This is a genomic window from Pedobacter sp. GQ55 (genome assembly GCF_059758925.1).
This window is the reverse complement of record NZ_JCAXEI010000013.1, coordinates 112,856-131,510: the sequence shown is the minus strand read 5'-3', so window position 1 is coordinate 131,510 and position 18,655 is coordinate 112,856. Positions and strand designations below refer to the sequence as shown.

Annotated in this window: 14 protein-coding genes and 1 other RNA gene; 12 read left to right on the top strand and 3 right to left on the bottom strand. The window is 38.6% G+C overall.

Annotated elements, in window-relative coordinates:
* Nucleotides 1–40: 40 nt before the first annotated feature.
* Nucleotides 41–1,921 (top strand): chloride channel protein, encoded by a 1,881-nt coding sequence (locus tag AC6CH7_RS23845; protein WP_498265088.1) that lies wholly within the window; start codon nucleotides 41–43, stop codon nucleotides 1,919–1,921.
* Here AC6CH7_RS23845 and cobA read toward each other — a convergent pair.
* Nucleotides 1,918–2,676 carry a uroporphyrinogen-III C-methyltransferase gene (cobA, locus tag AC6CH7_RS23840; protein ID WP_498265087.1) on the bottom strand — a complete coding sequence of 253 codons (759 nt, stop codon included), beginning with the start codon at nucleotides 2,674–2,676 and terminating at the stop codon, nucleotides 1,918–1,920. The genes AC6CH7_RS23845 and cobA overlap by 4 nt on opposite strands.
* A gap of 283 nt (nucleotides 2,677–2,959) precedes the next feature.
* Here cobA and nirB point away from each other — a divergent pair, with 283 nt between their 5' ends.
* The 6 genes from nirB to AC6CH7_RS23810 all read left to right on the top strand — a co-directional run bounded on the left by nirB (nucleotide 2,960) and on the right by AC6CH7_RS23810 (nucleotide 12,775).
* On the top strand, nucleotides 2,960–5,473 hold the full coding sequence (gene nirB / locus AC6CH7_RS23835; protein WP_498265086.1) for a nitrite reductase large subunit NirB: 2,514 nt from the start codon (nucleotides 2,960–2,962) through the stop codon (nucleotides 5,471–5,473).
* Nucleotides 5,474–5,518: 45 nt separating this feature from the next.
* On the top strand, nucleotides 5,519–5,863 hold the full coding sequence (gene nirD / locus AC6CH7_RS23830) for a nitrite reductase small subunit NirD (protein WP_294875146.1): 345 nt from the start codon (nucleotides 5,519–5,521) through the stop codon (nucleotides 5,861–5,863).
* 76 nt (nucleotides 5,864–5,939) lie between these two features.
* The gene (locus AC6CH7_RS23825) at nucleotides 5,940–7,253 is read left to right on the top strand and encodes a NarK family nitrate/nitrite MFS transporter (protein ID WP_498265085.1); all 1,314 of its coding nucleotides are present in this window, start codon (nucleotides 5,940–5,942) and stop codon (nucleotides 7,251–7,253) included.
* A 22-nt stretch (nucleotides 7,254–7,275) separates the two neighbouring features.
* The gene (locus AC6CH7_RS23820; RefSeq protein ID WP_498265084.1) at nucleotides 7,276–10,791 is read left to right on the top strand and encodes a molybdopterin-dependent oxidoreductase; all 3,516 of its coding nucleotides are present in this window, start codon (nucleotides 7,276–7,278) and stop codon (nucleotides 10,789–10,791) included.
* Between the two features lies 1 nt (nucleotide 10,792).
* Nucleotides 10,793–12,280 (top strand): rubredoxin, encoded by a 1,488-nt coding sequence (locus AC6CH7_RS23815; RefSeq protein ID WP_498265083.1) that lies wholly within the window; start codon nucleotides 10,793–10,795, stop codon nucleotides 12,278–12,280.
* 90 nt (nucleotides 12,281–12,370) lie between these two features.
* Complete coding sequence (locus AC6CH7_RS23810) at nucleotides 12,371–12,775, top strand: hypothetical protein (RefSeq protein ID WP_498265082.1); 405 nt, start codon at nucleotides 12,371–12,373, stop codon at nucleotides 12,773–12,775.
* A gap of 9 nt (nucleotides 12,776–12,784) precedes the next feature.
* Here AC6CH7_RS23810 and AC6CH7_RS23805 read toward each other — a convergent pair whose 3' ends face one another.
* On the bottom strand, nucleotides 12,785–13,474 hold the full coding sequence (locus AC6CH7_RS23805) for a Crp/Fnr family transcriptional regulator (RefSeq protein ID WP_498265081.1): 690 nt from the start codon (nucleotides 13,472–13,474) through the stop codon (nucleotides 12,785–12,787).
* A gap of 394 nt (nucleotides 13,475–13,868) precedes the next feature.
* Between AC6CH7_RS23805 and AC6CH7_RS23800 the strand changes: the two genes are divergently transcribed.
* The 5 genes from AC6CH7_RS23800 to AC6CH7_RS23780 all read left to right on the top strand — a co-directional run bounded on the left by AC6CH7_RS23800 (nucleotide 13,869) and on the right by AC6CH7_RS23780 (nucleotide 16,833).
* On the top strand, nucleotides 13,869–14,060 hold the full coding sequence (locus AC6CH7_RS23800; RefSeq protein WP_498265080.1) for a hypothetical protein: 192 nt from the start codon (nucleotides 13,869–13,871) through the stop codon (nucleotides 14,058–14,060).
* Nucleotides 14,061–14,121: 61 nt separating this feature from the next.
* Nucleotides 14,122–14,529, top strand: coding sequence for a GreA/GreB family elongation factor (locus AC6CH7_RS23795; protein WP_498265079.1), 408 nt, complete (start codon nucleotides 14,122–14,124; stop codon nucleotides 14,527–14,529).
* Nucleotides 14,530–14,620: 91 nt separating this feature from the next.
* Nucleotides 14,621–14,899 (top strand): sigma factor-like helix-turn-helix DNA-binding protein, encoded by a 279-nt coding sequence (locus AC6CH7_RS23790; RefSeq protein WP_498265089.1) that lies wholly within the window; start codon nucleotides 14,621–14,623, stop codon nucleotides 14,897–14,899.
* Between the two features lie 48 nt (nucleotides 14,900–14,947).
* Nucleotides 14,948–15,324, top strand: an RNA gene (rnpB, locus tag AC6CH7_RS23785) — RNase P RNA component class A.
* 99 nt (nucleotides 15,325–15,423) lie between these two features.
* Entirely contained in the window at nucleotides 15,424–16,833 is a 1,410-nt protein-coding gene (locus AC6CH7_RS23780) for a sigma-54-dependent transcriptional regulator (RefSeq protein ID WP_498265078.1), read from the top strand.
* 33 nt (nucleotides 16,834–16,866) lie between these two features.
* Here AC6CH7_RS23780 and AC6CH7_RS23775 read toward each other — a convergent pair whose 3' ends face one another.
* The gene (locus AC6CH7_RS23775) at nucleotides 16,867–18,651 is read right to left on the bottom strand and encodes a chloride channel protein (RefSeq protein WP_498265077.1); all 1,785 of its coding nucleotides are present in this window, start codon (nucleotides 18,649–18,651) and stop codon (nucleotides 16,867–16,869) included.
* Between the last annotated feature and the right edge of the window lie 4 nt (nucleotides 18,652–18,655).

Here is an 18,655-nt window from a genome sequence, read left to right as displayed (position 1 = left end):
AATCACTTACATTTTACACTAAAAAAATTCATCAACTAAAATGAAAAGACCGTTGCATAAAAACGGGATTCCAATATCCCCCTCCTTAGATTATTTAACCCAGTCAGTAAATGATACAAAGAAGGGCTACTTTCAGAAAAAACGCTTACTACAGATTTCTTTACTATCTATTGGTGTTGCTATTGCAATTAGTCTAATTGCAAAAGTTTTAATATCTCTTATAGATCTTGTAACCAACATAGCATTTTACGGAAGCTTCGACTTAAAATTCAACAGCCCTGCAAACAATCATCTGGGAATATGGGTAATTATTATTCCTGCAATTGGGGGTATTCTGGTTGGATTGATGGCACTATATGGTTCTAAAGCAATAAGAGGACATGGCATTCCAGAGGCCATGGAACAAATCCTGGTTAACCAAAGTAAAATTAAGCCTTCAATTGCACTTTTAAAGCCCATTTCTTCCGCTATCGCGATAGGTACCGGAGGGCCATTCGGCGCTGAAGGACCTATAATTGCAACCGGTGGCGCTTTAGGATCTACATTAGGACAGTTATTTAAAATTACGCCTAACGAACGCAAAATCATCCTTGCTGCTGGAGCTACCGCAGGTATGTCTGCAATATTTGGCACACCCATAGCAGCTATTTTTCTGGCCATTGAACTTCTGCTATTTGAATTTTCACCAAAAGCCATATTACCTGTAGCGCTGGCCTGTATAACGGGTGCCGCTGCGCACCAGTTTCTATTTGAATCTGGACCTGTATTCCCTATGCCTGAACTTAGTTCGCCATCAAATATGGCGCTGGGTATTTACAGCTTTATGGGTATAATAATAGGTTTTGTTTCACTGGGGCTAACCAAAATTGTGTACCGTATCGAAGATGCCTTTGAAAAATTACCCATCCACTGGATGTGGTGGCCTGCAATTGGCGGCCTGGCGGTTGGAATAATCGGCTTTTTTGCGCCACATACTTTAGGCGTAGGTTACGATAATATCACCAGTGTTTTATCAGGAAAAATACCATTGGCTTTACTGTTGAGTCTTTGTTTCTTTAAATTTCTCTCCTGGGCAATTGCTCTTGGCAGCGGAACATCAGGAGGTACACTCGCTCCTTTATTAACAATTGGTGGCGCTGCCGGAGCCATACTTGGTTCAGTTACACTTCTCTTATTTCCCAATTCAGGTATAAGCATTCCAATGGCTGCCTTAGTGGGCATGTCGTCTATGTTTGCTGGCGCTTCAAGAGCCTATCTAACCAGCATAACTTTCGCACTGGAAGCTACTATGCAATCTCACGCACTGTTACCTTTGCTCGGAGCCTGTACAGCATCATACCTTATATCTTTCTTTTTCATGGAAAATACAATTATGACCGAGAAAATTGCAAGAAGAGGAATATATACCCCAGATTCTTATGAACCTGATGTATTACGAAAAATGACTGTGGCTAATGTACTAAGAGCAAATAGCATGGTTATAAGCACCAAAAATCGCATAAGCGAAATCAGGTCATTCTTTGACCTTAATCCGCCATTAGAAAATCACTTTATTGTAACAGATGAGGACGATAACTTTAAAGGCGTAATTACGCTTTCAAGCATATATAATAAAAATCACAATGCAAGTGGCCCTATAACCGAGATCATGGAACAAAATATACCCGTTATAGAAAGCAACGATAATCTTGCAAGGGCTGTAGAGTTAATGTCCAAATGCGACAAGGAGTTTTTACCGGTATTATCTGCCAACGAAAAAAACAGGGTAATTGGCTTACTCACCTATAAAGATGTACTTACCGCATACAAAATACACCTCAAGGAAAATCAGGAGGCAGGAATCAACTTGTCCTTAAAGCGTCAACGCATCAAAATACTTGTAAGAGGACGTCAATTAATTCATAAAGTAAAAGAAAACTAGGCATATTTATGTGCTTCTTGTGCAGCAACGAATTCTGCGGCTTTTACTACATCTCCAATTATTATAATTGCCGGATGGGAAAGCCCGGAATCCATTGCCGCCTGAGATAAATCTTTAACCTCACAAACTACCTGTTTTTGATGCGGCATTGAAGCATTCTGGATTATGGCTGCAGGAACAGCACCTCTGCCAGACATAATATAAGATGAAGATATTTCCGTCAGCTTTTTCATTCCCATATATATAACTACTGTAGCTTTACTTTTAGCTGCTAACTGGAGATCAGACGATAGAGAACCATCTTTTTTTGTACCTGTTATGATCCAGATGCTTTCACTTACCCCACGATGGGTTAAAGGAATATCATTTAAACCACTGGCCTGCATACTGCTGATGCCCGGCACATAATGAGATTCTATACCGTGCTCACGCGCAAATAAGATTTCTTCAAAGCCTCTTCCAAAAATAAAAGGATCCCCTCCTTTTAAACGAACAACATTTCCTCTTGTAAATGCATAATGCTTTATCAGCTGATGAATGGTTTCCTGTGAAGTGCAAAGTCCATATGGCTTTTTACCTACATAAATTCTTTCGCAATCATCAGAAGCTATATCTAATAACTCTTTGCACGCCAAATTATCATAAAGGATAACTTTTGCAGTCTTTAAAACCTTAAAACCTCTAATCGTCAATAAATCCGGGTCACCTGGACCAGAACCAACGACATAAAACAACGGTTTATCTATTTTTTTCAAAGAAACATCCATAAAAACAAGATTAAATATCAATAAAATGATTTAATAGCATAAATATACGACATAAATAATATTAATACATAAAAAACACTCATTTAAACAAAAAAATAAGACTAATTAAACAACATAAACCATAAAATAATTCAAAAACATACTAATAATTTAAAATAAACATGATTTAAATCACATATTTATTATAACAATATAAATTATTTTATATATTTGATCAAACAAACCACTTTTATCCGTTAAACAAAATAAATAACCCAACAAAATCGAAATTATGAATCATAAAACAGTAATCGTAATAGGAAATGGAATGGTTGGACACAAGTTTTGCGAAAAATTAGCCACTAAATCCGATAATTTTAAAATTATTGTATTTGGAGAAGAACCAAGAAGAGCATACGACAGAGTTCATTTAAGCGAATACTTTAACGGAAAGAGTGCAGAAGACCTTTCTTTATCGCATGAAAATTGGTACAATGAACAAAACATTACGCTTCATCTTGGCGATCCGGTAAAAGAAATTGACAGAGAAAACAAAACCATACATTCGAGCAAAGGGCTTATTTTAAATTACGACTATCTGGTTCTGGCAACAGGCTCATCGGCTTTTGTACCTGATATCCCTGGTGTTGATAAAGAAGGGGTTTTCGTTTATCGCACTATCGAAGACCTTGAGCTCATTAAAAATTATGCTTTAAATGCAAAAACAGGCTCGGTATTAGGTGGAGGCTTATTGGGCTTAGAAGCCGCTAAGGCATTAATAGATTTAAATCTTGCTGAAACAAATGTAATTGAATTTGCACCAAGGCTAATGCCCAGACAGATAGATAGTGCCGGAAGTCAGATGTTACAAACAAAACTTGCTGCACTAGGATTATCCATATACACAAACAAAGGCACAAGCAGCATAGAAGGCGAAAACCGTATTGAATCTCTAAAGTTTAATGATGGCAGCGAATTAAAAACCGACATACTTGTAATTTCTGCAGGAATACGCCCTAGAGATGAACTAGCCAAACTCTGCGGAATTGAAGTAGGCACCAGGGGTGGAATTCTGGTAAATGAAACCATGCAGACCAGTGACCCATCTGTTTTTGCAATTGGAGAATGTGCTTTATTTAACCACAACATCTACGGATTGATTGCTCCGGGATACGAGATGGCCGAAGTGGTAGCAGCTAATCTGTGCGACGGTAACAAAACATTCAACGGATTCGATATGAGCACCAAGCTCAAACTTATTGGGGTAGATGTAGCCAGTTTCGGAGATCCATTTACAACAGAACCAGACTCAAGAAGTATTCTATTTGAAGACACCCATAAAGGGATTTATAAACGAATCAATATCAGCAACGATGGAAAATATTTACTTGGAGGTATACTAATTGGCGAAGCAGAGGCTTACAACATGCTGCTGCAAACCGTAAACAACAAAATTGCACTCCCTCCTAACCCCGAAGATCTGATATTAGGATCGCGTGGTGGCAGCACACAAACTGAGAATGCTGGATTAGCCGGACTTCCGGATGACGCATTGATTTGTAGCTGCGAAGGTGTATCAAAAGGAACTATTTGTAATTCTGTCTCTTCAGAGGGGTGCGAATCGGTAGATGCAATCAAAAAATGCACTAAAGCTGGTACAGGATGCGGTGGGTGCATACCAATGGTGAAAGATCTGATGCTGCACACCATGAAAGAAAATGGCAAGTACGTTAGAAATGTAGTATGTGAACACTTCCAACTGAGCAGACAAGAGTTATATGATCTTATAAAAATACACAACCTTAAAAATTACGAGCAAGTACTGGACAACGTAGGCAAAGGCGATGGCTGCGAAATATGCAAACCGCTGGTATCATCACTTCTGGCAAGTATCTGGAATGATATGATTCTTAAAAGGGGTAATGATACCGCCCAGGACAGTAACGACAGGTTTTTAGCAAATATTCAAAAAGGAGGAACCTATTCCGTAGTTCCAAGAATTCCTGGAGGGGAAATCAAACCGGATAAACTTGTAATTATCGGAGAGGTTGCCGAAAAATATGGTTTATACACAAAAATCACCGGCGGACAACGTATAGATATGTTCGGGGCCCATTTAAGTGACCTGCCATTGATATGGGAAGAATTAATTGCTGCCGGTTTCGAAAGCGGACATGCTTATGGAAAAGCATTACGAACAGTTAAAAGTTGTGTTGGCAGCACATGGTGTCGCTTTGGTTTGCACGATAGTGTAAGTTATGCGATCAGAATAGAAGAACGTTACAGAGGCTTAAGGGCTCCGCATAAACTAAAATCTGCCGTTAGCGGATGTATTCGTGAATGTGCAGAAGCACAAAGTAAAGATTTTGGAATTATAGCAACCGAAAAGGGATGGAACCTGTATGTATGCGGCAATGGAGGTAGCAAACCTCAACATGCACTCCTTTTGGCTTCAGATGTAGACAGCGATACCTGCATCAAATACATCGATAGGTTCTTAATGTTTTATATCCGGACTGCCGATCCATTAACACGAACTGCTCCATGGTTAAACAAAATGGAGGGTGGAATTGAATACCTGAGAAATGTAGTTGTAAACGATAGCCTGGGAATGGCAGAACAATGGGAAATTGAAATGCAAAACATTGTAAACAGCTACCAATGTGAATGGAAAACAGCGATTGAGGACCCTGAAATAAGAAAAAGGTTCAATCATTTTGTGAATGCGCCTGAAGAGAAAGATCCAAGTATAAAATTTGACGAAATGCGCGGCCAGAAAAAGGCAGCGAATTGGACAACAGCATAATTTAAAATAAACAAACCTATTTATACACTAACAAAACATAGAATCATGGTAGAAACAACAACAAACTGGTTTGAAGCATGCCGTGTTGAAGACGCAGTACAAAACGGAGGAGTATGTGTTAAATGCGGCGATGAACAAATTGCCTTATTTTATTTTACCCGCAGAAATGAATGGTACGCTACACAAAACCTATGCCCTCACCGCAGGCAGATGGCACTTAGCCGTGGCATGATTGGCTCTGTAGGCGAAGACCCTAAAATTGCCTGCCCCTTCCATAAAAAGACATTTTCACTTTCTACAGGAGAATGCTTAAGTGGAGATGAATGCGCCATACAAACCTACCCAGTTAAGGTTGAAGATGGATTTGTATATATCGGTTTGCAAAATTAAAGATAAAAAAGCCCCATCAGAAGGTCGGATTTCTGACGGGGCAAAATAGTTCCATCGATTAAATAAAACTCATCAAATGTATCAAAAAGTACTTAAACCATTAGAAAAACTTAATATATTTTCGACAAAAGGTATTCAAATGAAAACCTTTCATATTACCTGGATAACCTTCTTTTTCTGCTTTTTTGGATGGTTTGGTGTAGCCCCACTTATGCCGCTGATAAGAGAACAGCTACACTTAAGTAAAGATCAGATCGGCAATATTATTATCGCCTCAGTTTCTGCAACAATTATTGCCAGGCTAATTATTGGTAAACTATGTGATACCCTTGGACCAAGGTTATCCTACACAATTCTGCTTGCTCTGGGTTCAATACCCGTTATGTGCATTGGCTTAAGTAACAGCTACGAAAGCTTTCTTTTATTCCGCTTCGTCATCGGAATTATAGGAGCTTCTTTTGTAATCACCCAATTCCATACCTCAATGATGTTTGCACCAAATGTAATAGGAACAGCGAACGCTGTTACAGGCGGCTGGGGTAATCTTGGTGGCGGCGTTACAAATCTGATCATGCCACTTATTGCAGCTGGTTTTGCCGGCCTTGGCTTTGTAAGTCAGGCCAACTCATGGAGGGTTGCTATGATAGTTCCAGGCGTAATTCTATTAATTATGGCTTTTGTTTACTACAGGTATACCAAAGATACGCCTGCCGGAAACTTTAAAGACCTACAGGTCATTAAAGTTAAAAAAACTCAAAAGGGCTCTTTTACGGCTGCATTAAAAGATTACAGAACTTGGGTATTGGCATTAGCTTATGCCGCATGCTTTGGAATAGAGATAACAGTTGATAATGTGGCCGCTACCTTTTTCACAGATCAGTTCGGTGCATCAATGATTATGGCCGGCGCCATGGCAAGCATATTTGGCGGCATGAATATTTTTGCAAGGGCACTTGGTGGCTTTGTTAGTGATAAAGTTGGAAAATCTTATGGCCTTAGAGGAAAAGGAATACTACTAGGGGTACTACTAGTCTTAGAAGGAATTGGGATTAGCTTATTTGCCCAATCACAAACTCTTGGTTTAGCTATAGCAGCAATGCTTTTATTTGCATTATTTCTGAAAATGGCCAATGGCGGTACTTACGGTATTGTTCCTTTTATCAATAAAGATGCAATTGGTTCTGTAAGTGGTATTGTTGGTGCAGGCGGGAACATAGGCGCCATGCTGGTAGGCTTCCTCTTTAAATCAGAGCACCTCACCTACGCTGATGCCTTTCACTACATAGGGATTGGAGTAGCAGTTATTGGTCTGCTGGTATTTATCACTCGATTTCAATTAAAAAGATCAGAAAATACGGAAACCGTAAATCAAGAGTTTCAACAGGCTTAATTCTAACTAACAGAAAACACGTATGTCTGGAGATAAGAACAAGATTTTTAAAAGTACCTGCTGCTATTGTGGCGTTGGCTGTGGCGTAAACGTTACTTTAGAAAAAAACAAGACCATTACGGTACAGGGTGATAAAGATCACCCTGTAAACCATGGTATGCTTTGCAGCAAAGGTCTTAACCTCCAGTACACAGTAAACGACAAAAGTGATCGTCTGCTTTATCCTCAAATGAGGTATAATAAAAACATGCCCCTACAAAGGGTCAGCTGGGATGATGCACTGAATCGGACAGCAGCTGTTTTTAAGACTTTTATCGATAAATATGGCCCTGATTCTGTTGCTTTTTATGCATCCGGACAATGCCTCACCGAAGAATACTATGTTATCAATAAATTAATTAAAGGTTTTATAGGCAGTAACAATATAGACACCAATTCTCGTCTTTGCATGAGCAGTGCTGTTACCGCTTATAAAATGTCTTTAGGTGAAGACAGTGTTCCGGTGTGTTATGATGACATTGAACTTGCCGACTGCTTTTTTGTTACCGGCGCTAATCCTGCGTGGTGCCATCCAATACTTTGGCGTAGAGTTGAAGCCCATAAAGCCGCAAATCCAAACGTTAAAATTATTGTAGCAGACCCAAGAGTGACTGACTCTTGTGGTCTTGCCGATCTTCACCTGCAAATCAATCCCGGAACTGATGTAACACTAAACCACGCAATAGGCCGGGCACTTATTGAAACAGGCAATGTAGACAGTGATTTCATAAACAATCACACAGAAGGCTTTGCCGATTACAAACTGAAGGTATTCGAAAGAACTTTAGAAGAATCAGCCAAAATCTGCGGCGTCACGGTACCTGAAATACAACTTGCGGCAACATATATAGGAGATGCCAAAGGTTTTTTAACGATGTGGACAATGGGCCTTAATCAAAGTTCCATTGGTGTAAACAAGAATCTTAGCCTAATTAACCTGAACCTCATTACAGGTCACATTGGAAAGCCGGGTTCGGGCCCCTTCTCACTTACCGGGCAACCAAATGCGATGGGTGGCCGCGAAGTAGGTGGACTTGCAAACCTTCTTCCTGCACATCGCGACCTATCCAATGAACTACATCGTCAGGAAGTCCAAAAATTCTGGGGTGGAACAACAATTTCCGGCAAAACAGGGCTTACCGCTACAGAAATGTTTGAAGCCCTGCACGATGGTCGGCTTAAAGCAATCTGGATCCTTTGCACAAATCCAATAACAAGTCTACCCAATGCGCGATTTGCAGAAGAAGCTTTAAAAAGAGCAAAATTTGTGGTGGTACAGGAAATTACCGATAAGGCAGAAACGCTTGCTTATGCCGATGTTATTTTACCCGCAGCAGCCTGGACAGAAAAAGAAGGCACCATGACCAATTCCGAAAGAAGGATAAGTCACCTGAATAAGGTTATCGATGCACCCGGAGAAGCACTTCCTGATGCAGAAATCATCTGCCGTTTTGCAAAAAAAATGGGCTATAATGGGTTTGAATATAACAGCATGGAGGATATCTATAAAGAACATGCAAAACTTACCTATAGAACCAGCATTAATATACACGGGCTCGATTATAAACAAATCGACAAGAGCAATACCCTGCAATGGCCCTTCAACAAAAGAACCGAGAGTGGTACAAAACGTCTGTTCATAAATCATTCTTTTCATACAAGTTCAAAGAAAGCGATTATACACAGCCCCTCAGATCAATTGAACAGCGAACTTCCTGATGAGGATTTTCCATTTATCCTAACCACAGGCAGAGTTCGTGATCACTGGCACACCATGTCAAAAACAGGCAAAGTGAGCAAGCTTAAACAGCATATTAAAGATGCTTTTATGGAAATCAATCCTGCAGATGCAGAATTCTTATCTATAGAAGATAATCAGGTTATAGTTGTACGATCCAGACGAGGTGAAGTGCAGGTTAAAGCAAAGCTATCTGCTTCCATAAAACAAGGCGTCGTATTTCTTCCTATGCATTGGGGAAAAATATTGGGTAGCGATTTAAACAGAGCCAACAACGTTACCAGCGCCATACTGGACCCCTTATCTAAAGAACCTGATTTTAAATATTGTGCTGTAAATATTGAGAAGTTCCGAAAAGACTTCCAAAAGATAGTAATTATAGGCGCTGGTGCCGGCGCTTATGGCTTTGTTAAATCTTATAGGGAAATCAACAAGGAAGACCAGATCACAATCTTTAGCAAAGAGAATTTTCCATTTTACAATCGCGTAATGCTCCCTGATTACATAAGCGGAGAGCAAAAATGGGAACAATTGGTAAAAATGAATGATGAGGAAGAACCTGAATACAATATCAGACTATTAAGAGGCATCAGCGTAGAAAAAGTAAACAGAGAACAGAAATACGTAATAGATTCAACCGGCAAAAGAACATCGTATGATGTATTAATTATGGCTACCGGGAGTCGCTCTACCCTTCCCAAAAATGCGCCCTCCTTACCTGGCATATTTACCATGCGTAGTCGTACAGATGCAGATAATTTCAAAAAACATATTCCTAGAAACGCTCATGTTGTAGTTGTAGGTGGTGGCCTGCTTGGCTTGGAAATGGCCGCATCACTACGTGAAATAGGCGTAAAAATAACCATCATTCATAGGGTATCCAGATTTTTGAACAGACAACTGGATCCGCTGGGAAGCCAGATGCTACATGAGGAGATGGTAGATCAGGGCTGTGATATTTATTACAATGATGAAGTACAGCTATATTATGGTCGTTCCAAACTCACAGGTATCGAACTAAAAAGCGGCCGCAGGATAAATTGTGATGCAATTATACTGGCTATTGGCACTACTCCCAATATTGAACTGGCAAAAGAAACAGGATTGGATTGTAAACGTGGTGTACTTGTAAACGAGCGTTTACAAACTAACGACCCTTCCATTTACGCCATAGGCGAGATTGCGGAATTTGAAGGCACACTATACGGAATAACGGCCGCTGCTGAGCAACAAGCAGAGGTAGTTGCCAAATTCCACAACGGAGACATCAGCAGCTATTATAAAGGCAGCCTCTTCATGAACATAATAAAGATCCATGGATTTGACCTTTGCAGTATTGGGCTATCAGAATGCCCTGATGATCAAAACTATGAAGAGATTGTTTTTATCGATAAAGCAAAACGCTATTATAAAAAATGTATCATCCACCAAGACAGACTTGTTGGAACTATCTTAATTGGAGATAAAACCGAATTCCTTGAGTTCAGGGAACTAATAGCCAATAAAATTGAATTAAGTGATAAAAGATTACAACTGCTTAGAAGTGGTAAAAAAACAGAACCGGTATCGGGTAAACTGGTATGCAGCTGTAACAATGTCGGAGCAGGAAACATCCTTAAAAAAATAACCTCAGGATGTTCAGATTTTAAGGACTTATGTGAATCAACAGGGGCAGGAATGGGTTGTGGCTCTTGTAAACCAGAGGTAAAGCTTATCCTTCAGGAAGCATTAAAGGAAGAAGTATTAGAAAAAACGAACTGATATGGAAAACAAGGAAATAAAAAAACATCAAATTAAAGTAAACCTCCCGGGAGGCATTGTCTCTATTGGTGATCTTTTACAAATCCTCAATATTCTCGAAGAATCAGCAATCGAAAACGTAAGATTTGGCACCAGACAGCAACTTTATTTTTCTGTTGATGAAGATAAATTAGAAGACATTGAGCATGGTTTTTTTATATCCGACACTGAGTTTGAAATAGATACAGATAAACAGCCAAACATCATTAGCTCCTACGCAACAGAAGATATATTTAACAATTCGAACTGGCTCCGCGAAGGGGTTTACAGAGATGTTTTAGATGCTTTTAACTATACGCCAAGATTAAAAATCAATCTGGCAGACAACAGTCAGACCTTAATTCCCTTTTTCACAGGAAATTTAAACTTTATATCTTCAGAGATTGGCAATTATTGGTATTTATACATACGTTTTCCCAGAACTAATATCATTTACTGCTGGTCATCTTTAATTTACTCTGAAGACATTGGCACGCTTAGTAAATTGGTTGAAGACGCAATATTCAGCAATAAAAATTTGTTTTATGATCAAATTAATATTGATGGACAGCTACTGGAGAACAAGGTAAAATTAACCGGAAGTATCTTTTACCAACCCCTCTCTGCCCCACTAAAGCTACCGGATTTTCAATTGCCATACTATGAAGGATTCAATAAATACAACGACAAATATTGGCTGGGAATTTACCGTAGAAATGAATTGTTTTCCGTTTCATTTCTTAAAGACCTTTGTGCTATTTGCGTAAAAACCCGCATTGGCCAGCTATACACTACTCCATGGAAATCAATTATTATAAAGGGTGTAGAAACAGGAGATAAAAAACTCTGGAATGCTGTACTGGATAAGAACCGTATAAATGTACGTCACGCGTCCAATGAACTAAATTGGCAAAGCGAGGATCTTTGTGAATATGGGCTTAACCTTAAACGTGAGCTCATTACGGAGTTTAACAAAGTAGATTTAAGAACTTTTAAACTTTGTTTTGCGATAAAAACAAATCCAAAAAGCGGCTTGTTTGGTTCTGTAATTATAAGAAAACGTACTAATAATGACTTAGAGGATGAATGCAAATTTGACATTCTTCATACCACTGATTTTAACCCCAATTCAAAGAATTTCTCTCTTTATAAAGACAACATTGACAGAGCATCATTAGCTGAAACATTGGTACAACTTTGCGACAATTATTATGAGCTTCAAACTTTGTCGGAAAGTGTTTCTGCAGACAATTACTACGAAACAGAATTGACTACAGAAGTTGAACATGTAATTGTGCACCAGTGCAGTCACTGTTTAACTATATACGATGAAACATGGGGAGATGACGCAAATGGAATACTACCTGGAACTAGTTTCTCAGACTTAAAAGAGAATTACAGTTGTGCAGTTTGTGGAGCGCTTAAATCAGATATAATTCCGATTCAAAAAGAGTCAATACTAACAGCTTAGGATTCGATGCACAGAATAATTAAAAATTAATACCGCCAACTATTACGAGCAAAACAAACAGTTAAGGTTTCACATTTAAATTATCATTTCATGAAAACACAATTACAACTTGCCATTTATGGCGGACTGGCACTTTGCATGCTGAATTTTAAGGGAAAAGCTCAAACAACACAAATTAAACCTACCTTATTTGAGGGAGTAGTGGTATTAAGTTACATTGATCATGGAGCTGCAATAAACTGTACAGGCCCGGCAATTAAATACACCAGTAAACCTTTCAGCTTATTAATAGGTTTACTGCCCAGTTTAAAAATCAAAGAAGACAAATCGCCTGGAAATGCGCCCAAAAATGCAATTATTATGCCTTCTTTAGGCTGTGGTATAACGGCAATTTATAAACACATTGCTTTACAGATGCCGATGCTTTATACAGCAAAATCAAGCACTAAAGATGGAAAATGGAATGTCGGAGTGGGCTTAGGATATAAGTTTTAAATACAAGGATTATGCAATAAGTGTTAACGCCTTTAAGCCCCTGGGATCTTTAACACTTATTGCTTTTCCCGTTATCGAAATCAAATCTTCTCTAACAAGCTCATTCATCATTCGAAAAACCGTTTCATAAGTGGTCCCGGTAAAAGCAGCAAGATCCTGCCTGCTCAGCTCTATATCAATATTCCCTCTATCATTTACGCCAAATTGATCTTTAAGTTGGATAATAGATAAAGCCAAACGGCCTTTAACAGACATGTGTGCCAGATTCCGCATTCTACGTTCGGATTCCTGCAGTTCATCAGCGTAAAACATCATCAATTGAAAAGTAAGGTCTGAATTTATCTTAAGGGTCGACATAAAGAAATCCAAATCAATAAAACATACCGATGTAGCCTCAAGTGCAGTGGCAGATATAGGAAAAATGGCACTTTTGGTACTTAAACCACGATGACCTATAATTGCACCATTACTGGCAAAGCGAACTATCAGTTCCTTATCTCCCCAGGTTTTGTGTATTTTAACTTTGCCTTTATTAACGAAATAAATACCATTAACCGGATCTCCTTCTTTAATTATCACCTCTCCTTTTTTCACCAAAAAGTTCTTGCGATGATTCTCAATAGGTAATTTCCATTCCTTTAAAACCAATCTGCACATTAAGCAGCTTTGCAGATCGCATGCCTTTGTATTTTTTTTCATAAGGGTGTCGAGCTAAAAGAATTTCCTCTTATCTAACAAAGAAACAATAAATCAATTAAATTAAGACATTCGATTTCAAAAATCAAGGCTCACATATGGCATAATAGTGCAATAATCGCAATTCCATGCAGGTATAGTTTTTATATCAAAGCATTTGGGCTATCTTTGAACCAATGTATCTCTTTAAGCAATTTTATAAAACACTAAGTATTCAGCTTGCAACATTATTGCGAACTGCTATTGCTATGTTTTTACGCTTTCTTTCCTTACAGCACAGCTTAGGAGATTCTTTTCTTAAAAGCAGTAAAGACTTTATTAAATAAACCCCTCCCTTTTCTTAGGGTCAGGGGTCCAGACATTTAATTCTTTCCTTTCACCTTCTTGCTTTTCTAACATGAAATTAATAAGCACTAAATGCTTTTTTAGGGCCGTTTACATAATGCTGCTTTTAGCTTTGCTGATGGTTTTGCTATTGGCTATTTTACTACTTAAGCCACTTGTGGTTTTACTCTCGGCAGGCACTTTTACCTTTCTAACGAGCTGGTACAACAATAAAGACTTCGATGGCATTGCCTCAGTCGATTAATACTGGCTGAGGCTATTCATACAAATCAAATTATTAAGTCATTTAATCAATACAAAAAAATATGAATACTGCATCAATAAAAATAAACGAGACACCTATCATACTATCAACCGGAATTTACGACTTGCTTAAAGATCATTTAAGAAGAAGAAAGTTAAGCAGGTATAATGAAGTAAAACTTGAACTGGAGCTAAAACATGCCAAACAGGTTTTAAGAAATGAATTACCCGCTGATGTGGTTACGGTTAACACCAATGTGAAAGTGAAGGAAATGGAATCAGGAAAAGAATTCACATACAAACTTGTTGCGCCTGCAAAGGCTCGAAGAAAACACAATACCCTTTCCATTCTCTCTCCAATAGGTGTAGCAATCCTCGGCTATACTCAAGGTGCCATTGTACAGTGGGAAATGCCCGAAGGAATAAAAAAATACCAGATAGAAGAGGTTACTAAATTATCTTTTAATTGATTTATTATCCATCTTTATACTTATTGGTTTCTTAACCAGGAACAATAAAAAAGGGGTTACAAAATCTATTTGTTTTTTGTAACCCTTTTCAATTTCAATACTCTGTGATAGAGTAGCCGGTTTAACAAGCATTCTTCCAGAAAAATATCGGTTGGTATTTGTAATGCGCGAAATTGAAAAAATGAGTACACAGGAAACCATGGAGGTTCTTGATTTGGGAGAGTCCAATGTAAAAATCAGATTAACCCGGGCAAAAGAAATGCTTAGAAACGAACTGAACGATTATTATAAAAGCGCTCAGCTTTTTGAATTTAACCTTACACGTTGTGATAAGGTTGCAAATTTTGTAATGACAAGAATAGATCTTTAAGGTGTATATTCATATTTATTACATTCCTTATTTTGTATCTTTGCCGCAAATGCAAGCCGTTCTATCGCTGCGATTATAATCGGAGAGGAAAGTCCGGGCAACACAGAGCATCTCGCTTCCTAACGGGAAGAGGTTTGGGGGTGAACACCCGAATTATGGAAAGTGCCGCAGAAAGCATACCGCCGATGGCTTTTAAGCACAGGCAAGGTTGAAAACGTGAGGTAAGAGCTTACGATTTTTCCGGGCGATCGGAGAACTGGTAAACCCCGGGAGTTGAAAGACCAAATAGGCTAACGCATGTAGGGCTGCTCGTCCGATGTTAGTGGGTAGGTCGTTAGAGATAAATGGCAACATTTATACTGGATTAATGATAGAAAACCTGAGCAATCAGGTTACAGAACCCGGCTTACAGGCTTGCATTTTATTTTTTATATGATATATCGGTTTCATAATTTTAAAAAACACATTATTAAACTGAAAAATAATATATTAGCACTGGATAATAAGAAGATTTAGCATACCCTATGGCAAAATTGTTAATAATTGATGATGAGAGAGCGATAAGAAGTACTTTACGTGAAATCTTAGAATACGAAAACTATGAGGTTGAGGATATTGACAATGGTGTAGATGGATTAGAACTCATCAAAAAGAAGAAATTCGACCTTGTACTATGTGATATCAAGATGAATAAAATGGATGGAATGGAGGTGCTGGAACAAGCACTTGCATATAGCCCGGACCTTCCGTTCATTATGATTTCAGGGCATGGAACGGTCGAAACCGCAATAGAAGCTAGTAAAAAAGGTGCATTTGATTTCATTTCAAAACCACCGGATCTAAACAGGCTACTAATTACAGTTAGAAATGCGCTAGACAGAGGTACTTTAGTTACTGAAACCAAAGTATTAAAAAGAAAAGTTAGCAAAACAAGAGATATTCTAGGTAGTTCAGAGAATATCAACAAAATTAAAGAAACGATAGAGCGTGTTGCCCCTACCGAAGCCAGGGTACTAATAACCGGAGCAAATGGTAGTGGTAAAGAACTAGTTGCACGCTGGTTACACGAAAAGTCGAATCGGGCCGACAGCCCTCTTATAGAGGTTAATTGCGCTGCCATTCCATCAGAACTTATAGAGAGCGAACTATTTGGCCACGAAAAAGGTTCATTTACCTCTGCTGTAAAACAGCGAATAGGTAAATTTGAACTTGCCAATGGGGGAACGCTGTTTTTAGATGAAATTGGCGACATGAGCCTTTCGGCTCAGGCAAAAGTTTTGCGTGCATTACAGGAACACAAAATCACCCGGGTAGGTGGTGAAAAAGAACTTGAAGTGAATGTTCGTGTACTGGCCGCTACCAATAAAAATCTTTTAAAAGAAATTGAAGATGGTAATTTCCGTATGGACTTATACCACCGCCTAAACGTCATAAACATCCATGTTCCACATCTAAGTGAGCGCATTGATGATATCCCAGAGATCGCACAAAGCTTCCTTGAAGAAATTTGTAGAGAATACGGCATGCCGGTTAAAAAGATCAGCGATAGCGCCATGACGGCATTACAGAGTCTGCCGTGGACAGGTAACGTTAGGGAATTACACAACATGATCGAACGTCTGATTATTTTAAGTGATAAAACCATTACAGATCATGATGTAACTGTATTTGCAAATCCCAGTGGAGGAACAAATATAGGTGCAGCAAGTGGTGCTCCAAATGGATCTCCACAGATAGCACCTTCCCCAGCTCTGGCTTACGATAAATTCAACAACTTTCAGGATTACAAAGACTATGCTGAAAAAGAATTCATCAAGTTTAAATTGGAAAAGAACAACTGGAATGTATCCAAAACTGCGGATGACATAGATATCCAACGCAGTCACCTATATAGTAAGATCGAGAAATTCGGATTAAAAAGATCCTCAGAATAAACAAAAAAGCTCCTGACAAAATCAGGAGCTTTTTTATTCCATATAATCCGCTTGCCTGCTTAACAAAGCCCTGTACTTATTAAAAATTGCCGTTTTGGATACAAACCCAAGGTATGCCCCACTTTCATCCAAAACAGGTAATAGCCATGCATTTTCCTTTTCCATTTTCTCCAGTACCTTTTTTAACGAATCCGTAACCACCACAATATCTGGAGCGGCCTGCATCAGGTCATTTACGGAAAGGTTATCTTTTTCGGCAATATTCCTCTTCAAAACATCTTCAACAAACACCAACCCCTTAAAACTCTTGTCGGCACTTACAACCGGGAACAAATTTCTTTTAGACTGTAGAATTTCAGGCATTCTTACCGAAACCAAATCATCTTCATTTAAAACAAGGTAATCTGGTTCTACAAGATATTTAAGCTTCATCATATTAAGAACGGTAGTGTCTTTATCTTCATGCGACAACAACTCTCCCTTCTCTGCTAAAGGTTTGGTATAGATAGAGTATTTATTTGCACTACGATTGATCAAATAAGAGATTGCAGAAGTAATCATCAATGGAACCATTAAAACGTAACCTCCGGTAATCTCGGCAATCAAAAATATTCCGGTAAGCGGCGCATGCATAATCGCACTTAATGAAGCCGCCATACCTGCTACAATGAAATTTGCAACACTCAGGTTTGCTATCCCCAAAGTATTTGCAGAAAATGCCACAACAAAACCTATTAAACCACCAATAACCAAACTAGGCGCAAAAATCCCCCCGTTCCCACCGGCACCTAAAGTTATAAGGGTGGCGCATGATTTAGCAAAAATAGTTATTACTGTAAAAAGGATAACCAGCCATGGTAAACTACTATATTCAGAGAATATACTGTTGGTTATTACATTGGTATAATTTCCGCCAAGCAAATTTTTAATGGTAATATAACCCTCCCCATATAATGTTGGAAACAGGAAAACCATTAAACCCAGCATCAAACCACCAACAACTACACGTTTATATGGATGATTAATCTTATAAAAAAAGGATTTAATAACTGAATTTGCTTTGGTAAAATAAATAGAGAAAAGACCAATTAACACGGCAAGCAGCACATAATATACAAGCGCGTTCATCTTCCAGCCTTCTGTAACCAAAAAGAAAAGCTGCTCATTAAAAAAGAACCTTGCTACTACCGCAGCAGTGGCAGACGCAAGCAATAACGGTATAAAAGCAGGAATGGTGAATTCTGGAAGTAGTATTTCTATGGCAAATACAATACCCGCAATTGGACTATTAAATGCGGCAGATATTCCTGCTGCTGCACCACATGCCAGCAACATGGTGGTTTCACGATATGATAAACCTAAAAATCTGCCTACAACAGAACCAATGCCCCCTCCGCTGGTCACAATTGGAGCTTCCAGACCTGTAGACCCCCCAAAACCAACAGTTAATGCTGCTGTAATAATTTGCGAATAGATGTTATGAGGCTCAACTTTACTTGATTTTTTTGAAATTGTATACAGAAGAGGTGTTAATCCGGTTTCAAATTTCCCCTTTCTGATGAACCTTCGCACATACATTACTGAAAGAAGTATCCCTATAAACGGAAAAAAGAAATACAAATAATATTTGTACTGCCAATGGAAGCCCGTCTGCAAAAAATCTTCTATATGGTGAGTTAAGGTTTTTAAAAGTGCAGCAGCAAGACCGGCCAGAATGCCGACAATCAACGCAGCAATAACCAGGAAATTACGGTTAGAAATTTTAGTTTTCCGGTAATGGTTAATTGAATCTATATAATTCACCAGCCGTATATACATAATT